The following is an 8,145-nucleotide window of genomic DNA, read 5'->3' on the forward strand; positions in this document are numbered from 1 at the left end:
TCACACTCGTCACCGGTCGCAACGGCTCCGGGAAGTCGAGCTTCGCCGAGGCCGTCGAACTGGCCCTCACCGAGACGAATGAGCGCCTCCAGCGCGGGAAGATCTGGCGGGACGGCTGGCGCAACCTGCACTGTGAGGAGGCACCCAGGGTTGAGGTGGAGCTGACGTCGGAGGGCACGCCACGGCCCATCCGGGTCTTACGGGCCTGGCAGGCAGACGACACCGACCTGCTGGCCGCGACGACCACGGTGCGTCTGCCCGGCGAGACCGCCCGGCCGCTGGCCGACCTGCCGTGGCGGGAGGCACTCGTCGACTTCCGGCCGTTCCTCGCCTATTCGGAGCTGAGCGGCCTGATCACGGACGGCAACGCGAAGATCTTCGACGCGCTGGGCGGGCTGCTCCGGCTCACCGAGCTGACCGACACCCACACCCTGCTGCAACAGGCGCACAGCGACCTCAAAAGGCGCACAAGGCGGTCTGCGACGGCCGGACGGTGCTGCTCGCCGCCCTCGCAACCTCGGACGACCCACGGGCGACGGCCATCTCGGCGGCGCTCGCCTCGAAGGTCTCCAAGGCGTGGGATCTCGACAACGCGCAATCAGCGGTCAGCGGAGGCAGCGGCAACAGCACCGCTGCCGGCGGTAGCGGTATCGACGGTGAGGTGGCGGCGCTGCGGCGCCTCACCGCGCTCACCGCGCCCGACCCGGCCGACGTGGCCGACCGCGCGGCACAGCTGCGGTCCGCCGTCGCTCGGGCGGACGCCACGGCCGGAACACCCGCCGCCGACGCCCGCCGGGTCGCCGGGCTGCTGCGCGCCGGGCTCAGCCACCGTCAGGAGCACGGAGACAGCGCCTGCCCCCTGTGCGGGGTCGGCACGCTTGACGGGACCTGGCGTGTGGCCGCCGCTGCCGAGGCCGACAGGTTCGGCGTCCTCGCGAAGGAGGCCGACGACGCCGACCTCCGGCTGCGCGACGCTCTCGCCGCAGCCCACGCGCTGGTGGAACGGCGCCCGGACATCCTCGGCACCGATCCCACGAGTGGCCTGACCGCCGCCAAGGTCGTCGATGCGGTCGCGGAGGGCGCCGTGAGAGCCCAGGGCGCCTGGGACGGGCTCCGCGCTGTCGTCGACCCCGCCGCACTCGCCGACGAGCTTGTCGTCCGGCACACGGCGCTGGTCACCGCCGTGGACGCGCTGAGGTCCGCCGCCCGCTCCCGCCTGGGCGGCCTCGAGACCGCCTGGTCACCGCTGGCGCGGCAGGCCCAGGACTGGCTCGACACCGCCCGCCGCGCCCGTTCCCGCCAGCCGCACCTGGCCGCCCTCAAGGAGGCCGGCGACTTCCTGAAGCGGCTGCTCGAACGCCTGCGGGACGAGCGGCTCGCCCCGTTCGCCACGCAGCAGCAGGCCATCTGGGCCGAACTCCGCCAGGAAAGCAACGTCGATCTCGGCCCGGTGCGGCTGCGCGGCACGGCGACCCGACGCCGGCTCGTGCTCGACGTCACCGTCGACGGCACGGGCGGCACCGCGCTCGGCGTGATGAGCCAGGGCGAACTGCACACCCTCGGGCTCGCGCTGTTCCTGCCGCGCGCCACCGTTCCCGAAAGCCCGTTCCGGTTCGTCGTCATCGACGACCCGGTGCAGGCGATGGACCCGGCGAAGGTCGACGGGCTCGCGCGGGTGCTGCTACGCACCGCTGAGACCCGTCAGGTTGTCGTCTTCACCCATGACGACCGGCTCGCCGACGCGGTACGGCGGTTCAGCCCGAGCACCTTTCCCACCTACCACCTGGACGTCATCCACGCGGAGCAGTCGGTCGTCGACATCCGGCCGTCCCTCGACCCGGCAACACGGTGGTGGACAGGGTGGACCGAGTGTACCGGCATCCGAACCGTTTGATCTTGGTTGCTGGCCCTGAGATCGCTGTCCGACCGGTCGCAACCCGGGCCCTGAGCAGCGGGGACGACGAGTGACCGCGTCGACTTCAACATCATCAAGTGATTCGAACGTGTGTCCCGAATTTCGGATGGGGTAGGATGCGTCGGCCCGTCTGGTGATCGTGATCGTGGGTGTGGTGGTCGCGTTGACGTTCTGCTTCGGGTTCGGCACCGTGCTCGCCCTTGGCTTGCGTCTGGGTGTTCCGGTGTGGATAGCGCCGCTGGTCGGGCGGCCGTCGATCTGTCGGCCGTCGGTCTGCTGATCGCTAGCCAGCGACTCTCTGTAACTGATGGGCCCGTGAAGGTTCGTCGTGCGGTCCCATGTCTGTTGCTGTTCGCGAACCTCGTCACCCTGCCTTTGAACTTCGCCGAGTCGTTGATCGCCGGTCATTACGGGCGGGGCGCGTTCGACGCGGTCGGGTCGGGAAGGATGGCAGGATCATGGTTGCTGGTCGAGGAACTTCGCGGCCTCGGCTGGGTCCATGATGTTGGATCAGATCTGTTCTTCGGGGGCCACTGCCCGCTGCGGCATCGCGTAGTCCGACATCCATGCGTCGGCCTCGCACCCGGGTACGAGACTGAGGATCGTCGCGACGAGCCGCCGCGGTACGAGCCGATGATGCGGATCGCGACATAGGTCTCGTGCCCTTGGTCAGCGAGGACCTGGATTCCCAGCGCCGCGCCGTCCAGCATGACGGCGTGTTCTTGGCCGTCGAGTAGCGACTCGCGCACCAGCCGATGCACTGCGGCCCTGAGTGTGCGCTCGGCGCGCGTCGCCGACTCGGCCCTCCACCTCAGCTCGTCCTCCCGGCCAGGCAGCAGGTCACCGATGTAGGTCGTGGTGGTGAGAGCAGGGGAGTGTCCGGCGTTGTAGCGTGCCCGCGCGGCGGTTGCGTGTGCGGCCAGCGCCGCGTAGAAGTCATCGGGCGAGCCTTCCTCGCGCTGCCCGGCCGCCACCAGCCATGGGATCCCGGCGTCGACCCACACCGCACCGCGCCAGCGCTGGACCTTCACCTTGAACAACACCTGATCGTCGATCGCGGCGATCCGCTCCCGCGGGGTTTCGTCGTCGGCGAAGCGGTCTCCGATCTTGGCGAGCAGCGGATGGCCGATGTCCTCCAGAGGCGTGTCCGCGCGCGGGATCGCCAAGGTGAGATCCTCTCGCAGGCAGCGGAGCGTGGGGCGGGCCCGTCCGGCCACCGTCAGCGGTCCTCTTCGACGCCGCCGACCGCGTCGAGTTCAGCACGAGTCATCCCGGCGAGCATCGCTACCCGTGACGCGCGGCTGCCGTCGAGCTCGCTCAACAGCTCCCGCATCCCGGACTGCATCTCCTCGCGGCGCGCGTCCAGGTAAAAGGCGACCGCCGCCTCAACAAGATCCTTCTTGCTCATGTGCAGGTAGTGCGCGCCACTGGTGATCAGCTTGTCGCCTTCCGGCGAGACCTTGACCGCAACCTGGCGGGGCGTCCGCTCCATCATCTCCGTGTCCGTCCCCTTCTCGCCAGCTACCAGTCCGTCGGTACCTCCAGTACCTCCAGGTTACGCTGCCACATCTCGACATCGCAGGTCTCGGAACTCGCGAAGCATCTCGACGGCCAGGTCGAGGCGTTCCGGTCACGGCCGTTGGACGCCGGGCCGTACCGGTTCGTGCAGGCCGACGCGCTGACGATGAAAGTCCGCCGAGAACTCGTCATCTCCTCGAAACACACGCGCTACTGACCAGCGGGCATCCATAGGACTCACCATCCGATCATGATCGATTGACCCAGGAGGCCGCACGATGATGCGGAAGCGCTGCGGTCGCTTGAAGGCTCTTCAGACGGTCCTGATTGTGATCGACCGGGTTCTGCGGACACGAGCGCGCCTGGACGTGCACGCGAAGTTCTACACCGCCCGCCGGCTACAGGCGAGCGGTCGGGAGTGCCCGAGCAACGGTGTAACACCCAGCGCCAGCGGGCCGTTTCCGCAGGTGAAGGCCCTGTTTTGGTAGTTATCGGAAGATCTTCCGACAGCCCCGGATCATGGTCCGGTCGCCGGCAGGCCGACCTCAATGACAAAAGGACGCCCACGGATTTTGACATCGAAGTAGGCCCTGTCAGGTCAGGGCATTGCCGACCGGCCGAGATGCCTGTCACCGGACAGTCACCACCACCGAAAGCCCGGCTGCGGCCCGGGCCACAGCGCCCGAGTCGTCGAAGACGGGGTGATCGGCGACGCGGTCGCGAACCAGCCGACACCGGCCTTCTCGACCGCGTGCAGGGTGCGGTTCCAGGCGGCTTCAGTGAAGCAGCCCGGGTGACGTTGGCGAGCCAGAGCATCGGGAGTTGGGGGCTGGCGCCATCGCGGCGTGGATCAGCGCCTGATCGGCGGGTGGGGCTTACTGGCACCGGTCGAGGAGCGCAGGTGCTCCGGCGAACTACTGGACGATCTGCCCATCGCAGGCGTGGGTGGCGACGTCGGACGTCAGTCAATGCCATTGACCGACCAACCACCACAGCTACGCCCCGTAACCAAGCTCCACCCGAAGGTTCTGGGAATCGAACCAAACAATCAAAGCCCCGACCTGGACATCTTCTATTCGATCAATAATCAGATCTCATAGAATTTATCTATTTGCCCAGGTCAGAGCATTGTTACGCATCGTGGTGGACTATGTGTACCAGCATACGAACCGATTGATCTTGATTCCAGGCCCTGAAATCGGCGTCCGAGCGGTCGCCACCCGGCCGCTGACCAGGGACGATTCCCAGTGACCGTCGGACCGGCAACATCGACAACCGGTTCGAACATGCGTTCCGCCAACCTGGCGGTTTGGAGGCTCCAGCCCATCTGGTAACGGTCATCGTCGGGATCGACGTCGCTTTGACGTGCGTTCCGCAGACCTGGTAGTTCCTGGCACTTCCGCCCGTCTGGTGACCGTCACCGCGGGGGTTGTGGTGCGGGCGAGCGGCCAGGCATGCGCTGAGCCCGAGCCACCTCGCTACGGAGCCGGTCTTGCCATCTGGCCGAGTGCGACGTGAAGACGTTCGCCGAATGCTGGGGCGCCGTGGGTACGCAGGTAGGTAGCGATGTCGTAGGCGGTCAGCGTGGGGCCGGATCTGCCTGTCCTGGCGGCGATGGCGCGAACGGCCTTGACGACAAGGTCCGGGTGGAGGTCGAGTTTGTCGAGGAGGAAGTCGTCGAGGGACTGGCGGGTCAGGGGCGCGGGCAGCGCAGCGGGTGGGAAGTCGGTGAGGTTGTCGGTGACGATCACGTCGGCTCGGCCGGCCATGGCGGCGGCGACCACGTGTCGGTCGTCGGGGTCGGGGAGTTCGATGGTCGGCACGAGCCGTTCCCAGCCGGTCACGGTCGCGTCCGGGAAGGTGGTCCTCATCTGCCGGACGCAGGGGTCCCCGGGCGGCGCGAAGCGGCGTCTGGGGCAGCGGGGTGAGGTAGGCATCGGTTTCCTCTGGTGACACGCCGCGCTTGCCGAGCAGTGTCCGCAGGGTCCGTTCGAGCTCGTCCAGAATCTCGCTCGACCACAGCGGCTGGTAGGCACCCGTGCTGGCGATCTCAAGCAGCATGTCGCGCGCCCTGCTGGGCACGAGGACGCAGGTGTCGAGTAGCGCTGAGAACATCCAGGTCAGTCTTCGGTCTTCTTGCGGGCGGCTTTCAGTGCCGCCCGGGTCTCGTCGGGGCTGATGTCGTAGAGGCCGAGACGCTCGGTATCGGCGACCATGTCAGCGAAGGCGAGATCGGCGGCGTGGCGCTGGCGCTGGCGGTACTCGAGGAGGTCGTCGAGGCGGACCTTGCGGTGGCGGCTGGGCTTCTCGAACGGGATGGCGCCGCTTTCCAGCAGCCGAACCAGGGTGGTGCGGGAGATACGGAGGAGATCCGCGGCTTCCTGGGTGGACATCGTCAGATGGTGCGGTGCCACCGTGACGGCCAGGCCCGCCTTCATTGCCGCGGCGACCTGCAAGAGGACGTCGAACATCGGCTCGGGAATCGCGACGCTGTGCCCGTCCGGGCCGGTGAGCCGAGGCCGTGGGTCGGCTGTTTGCCGGCCGCAGTCGCGAAGCGCGGCCAGGAAGTCGATGATCTCACCGGTGTCCTCGTCTGGCAGGTACGTCTCGTCGTGGAGCGGTTCGGGTCGTGTGGGCGAGGTCATGAACGGCCTCCAAGACGATCGGAGCGATCTGCATGCTCGTTTCGCTCGACTCTACGCTGGCCGCTTGCTGGTAGCTACCCACCGGTGGACACCGTGCCCCTCCCCAGCCCGAACGGGGCGTCCGATGTTCGCACTCCATCGGATCAGCGCCGGGGACGCTCAGGAGAGGAGTCCAAGCGTTGGGTGCGTAGTCGTGGTGGAGGTTCCGTTGGGTGAGGATCTCGACGCTGTCGATGGCTTGGCCGACCGGGCCTTCGGGTCGGTGTCCGAGCCGGGTGAGGAGGGCTCGCAGCTGCGGCTCGCTGATCGCATCGGTCATGCGCGGGTGAGGCGTTGCGCGTCAACGGCGTTCGAGGAGGAATAGCCTCCGTCCGGCCACCCAACAAGAACTCACACACCCTCCTTCCGGACCCACGGCCCGATCGCGACACTGGTGCCACAACCCGTGCGCGACCGACCAAAATCAGACTGGCCAGCCTGCGGCTGCCGGCCTCCGTATGTGCTGGGAACAGGCCCACGAGACCGCCCGTGGTCACCCGCCGAGAGCGTTGCGAGCAGACTCAAGATTTCCGCGAATGGTGACAACACTCGGGTGGTCGGGGCCGTAGGTGGCCTCGTCGATGGCCAGCGCGTTGGAACATAGGGAGCGTTTCCCCTGCCCGGCCAGGGTCGGGGCTGTAAAAAGAGCGGCTCTGCCAAGATTCCGGCGGTGACAGACAGTTGCCATGCGGGTATCGCTGGCGCTGTGTGACGCCGAGTTCCTGAAGGTCGTCTTTCCTCAACTCACCGCGGTACTCATCGAGCGGGTCGTCGACGAGGGGCCGGTGGTACGGGTCGTCGCACAGACCCGGGCGGGGCCGGTGGCCTGCCCGCGGTGCGGCACGCTGACCGCGCAGGTACGCGGCTGTCACCACCGCAGCCTCACGGATCTTCCGGTCGGGGGCAGACCGGTGGTGATCGAGCTGACCGTGCGGTGGCTGGTCTGCGGCAACCTGGACTGCCCGCGGCAAACCTTGCTATCCGGGTAGTGCCACCCTGCTCGTGCGCTACCTCACCCAGGGACGCGCCGATCCCGACCGCATCCCGCCGTCCCCGCGTCGACGGGCCGGCTGGCTGGCGAGCAGGCCCGCCGACCTGCCCGACCACCTGCGGCGGCACCTCGACGCCCTGGTCGCGAGCTGCCCACAGCTGACCGTCCTGGCCGCCCGGATACGCGCGTTCGCCGCCCTGCTCACCGAGCGCCATGGTGCGGACCTCGACGTGTGGATCAAGACCGTACGCGGCAACGACCTGCCCGCCCTGCACGCCTTCGCCCACGGACTCGACACCGACCACGACGCCGTCGTCGCCGGACTGACCCTGCCTGACAGCAACGGCCCCACGGAAGGCGTCATCACCAAGGTCATTCTGTGGAATCCGAGCTGTCAAGTGCCGCCGAGGATCCGGCTGCTTCGAGTATGTGCTGGCCGGTTGGGCCGCAGGCCGGGAGACTCAGTTGCTGTGGGCCTGGGGATCTCTGGTTTCAAGCCGTCCTTCCTGGCCGGGATCGAGTCGGTTCGGCAGGCGCATGGATCACGCCTGGCGATGCTCGCCGGTAGGCCGCTGACGGGGTTCGCCTTGGTGCGCTTCGTCGAGGACGGAGACTGGTTCGCCGATTGCCCGGTGGTGCTGGACTTCGACGGCGTCCAGGTGGAGGTTTGCCACTCGAAGCTCGACGAGCTCTCGATGGGCTGGGACACGATCAACACCGCGGCGACCATCACCGGGTGGGAGTGCTTCGAGCTCACGCCCGAGTGGTCTCACAGCGATGAACGCCTCGAACCGTTCGTCCGCCAGGAACTGCGCGAGGTCGCGCTGCTTGAGTGGCGGCCAGCAGACCGTGACCTGGCAGCTGGAACGGTGGCGGTGGAGTTCGCCTTCGCTGGGGACTGCTTGCGGATCGTCAACGGCCTCGACGAGAACCGCATCGAGGTCGGTGCGGCCCAGCCGGATTACATCCGGCACCGGCTGGGCCGCTGAGCGCTACTGCTCTGTCGAATGCTGCTTAGAGCACCCGGCAATAGGGGT

11 protein-coding genes and 2 pseudogenes are annotated in these 8,145 nt (G+C 67.9%); 7 read left to right on the forward strand and 6 right to left on the reverse strand.

What is annotated here, in order from left to right:
- A pseudogene (locus MJ797_RS27400) lies at positions 1-176 on the forward strand (AAA family ATPase); the annotation flags it as partial.
- Between the two features lie 21 nt (positions 177-197).
- Here MJ797_RS27400 and MJ797_RS05215 read toward each other — a convergent pair.
- A complete protein-coding gene (locus tag MJ797_RS05215; RefSeq protein WP_239332364.1) occupies positions 198-449 on the reverse strand; it encodes a hypothetical protein in 252 nt (83 codons plus the stop codon).
- Between the two features lie 44 nt (positions 450-493).
- On the opposite strand from MJ797_RS05215, the gene MJ797_RS05220 reads away from it, so the two are divergent.
- On the forward strand, positions 494-1,894 hold the full coding sequence (locus MJ797_RS05220; protein WP_239332366.1) for an AAA family ATPase: 1,401 nt from the start codon (positions 494-496) through the stop codon (positions 1,892-1,894).
- Between the two features lie 428 nt (positions 1,895-2,322).
- Here MJ797_RS05220 and MJ797_RS05225 read toward each other — a convergent pair whose 3' ends face one another.
- Both MJ797_RS05225 and MJ797_RS05230 read right to left on the reverse strand, forming a co-directional pair.
- Positions 2,323-3,132, reverse strand: a complete 810-nt coding sequence (locus MJ797_RS05225; RefSeq protein ID WP_239332368.1) for a hypothetical protein — start codon at positions 3,130-3,132, stop codon at positions 2,323-2,325.
- Between the two features lie 2 nt (positions 3,133-3,134).
- On the reverse strand, positions 3,135-3,410 hold the full coding sequence (locus MJ797_RS05230) for a hypothetical protein (protein WP_239311381.1): 276 nt from the start codon (positions 3,408-3,410) through the stop codon (positions 3,135-3,137).
- A 72-nt stretch (positions 3,411-3,482) separates the two neighbouring features.
- Here MJ797_RS05230 and MJ797_RS05235 point away from each other — a divergent pair.
- Both MJ797_RS05235 and MJ797_RS05240 read left to right on the forward strand, forming a co-directional pair.
- A pseudogene (locus MJ797_RS05235) lies at positions 3,483-3,638 on the forward strand (transposase); the annotation flags it as partial.
- A gap of 640 nt (positions 3,639-4,278) precedes the next feature.
- Positions 4,279-4,533 carry a hypothetical protein gene (locus MJ797_RS05240; protein ID WP_239332370.1) on the forward strand — a complete coding sequence of 85 codons (255 nt, stop codon included), beginning with the start codon at positions 4,279-4,281 and terminating at the stop codon, positions 4,531-4,533.
- Positions 4,534-4,911: 378 nt separating this feature from the next.
- Here the strand turns inward: MJ797_RS05240 and MJ797_RS05245 are convergent, their stop codons facing one another.
- Complete coding sequence (locus MJ797_RS05245) at positions 4,912-5,304, reverse strand: PIN domain-containing protein (protein WP_239332372.1); 393 nt, start codon at positions 5,302-5,304, stop codon at positions 4,912-4,914.
- A gap of 249 nt (positions 5,305-5,553) precedes the next feature.
- Positions 5,554-6,078 carry a helix-turn-helix domain-containing protein gene (locus tag MJ797_RS05250; protein ID WP_239332374.1) on the reverse strand — a complete coding sequence of 175 codons (525 nt, stop codon included), beginning with the start codon at positions 6,076-6,078 and terminating at the stop codon, positions 5,554-5,556.
- 193 nt (positions 6,079-6,271) lie between these two features.
- Between MJ797_RS05250 and MJ797_RS05255 the strand changes: the two genes are divergently transcribed.
- The gene (locus MJ797_RS05255) at positions 6,272-6,442 is read left to right on the forward strand and encodes a hypothetical protein (protein ID WP_239332376.1); all 171 of its coding nucleotides are present in this window, start codon (positions 6,272-6,274) and stop codon (positions 6,440-6,442) included.
- Between the two features lie 168 nt (positions 6,443-6,610).
- On the opposite strand, the gene MJ797_RS05260 is transcribed toward MJ797_RS05255, so the two are convergent.
- A complete protein-coding gene (locus tag MJ797_RS05260) occupies positions 6,611-6,805 on the reverse strand; it encodes a hypothetical protein (protein WP_239332378.1) in 195 nt (64 codons plus the stop codon).
- Here MJ797_RS05260 and MJ797_RS05265 point away from each other — a divergent pair.
- Both MJ797_RS05265 and MJ797_RS05270 read left to right on the forward strand, forming a co-directional pair.
- On the forward strand, positions 6,804-7,106 hold the full coding sequence (locus MJ797_RS05265) for a transposase family protein (RefSeq protein ID WP_239332380.1): 303 nt from the start codon (positions 6,804-6,806) through the stop codon (positions 7,104-7,106). The two genes, MJ797_RS05260 and MJ797_RS05265, sit on opposite strands and share 2 nt — an antisense overlap.
- A 13-nt stretch (positions 7,107-7,119) precedes the next feature.
- A complete protein-coding gene (locus tag MJ797_RS05270) occupies positions 7,120-8,097 on the forward strand; it encodes a hypothetical protein (protein ID WP_239332382.1) in 978 nt (325 codons plus the stop codon).
- The last annotated feature ends 48 nt before the right edge of the window (positions 8,098-8,145 follow it).

Source organism: Protofrankia sp. CiP3 (genome assembly GCF_917627345.1).
Taxonomy (GTDB): Bacteria; Actinomycetota; Actinomycetes; order Frankiales; family Frankiaceae; genus Protofrankia.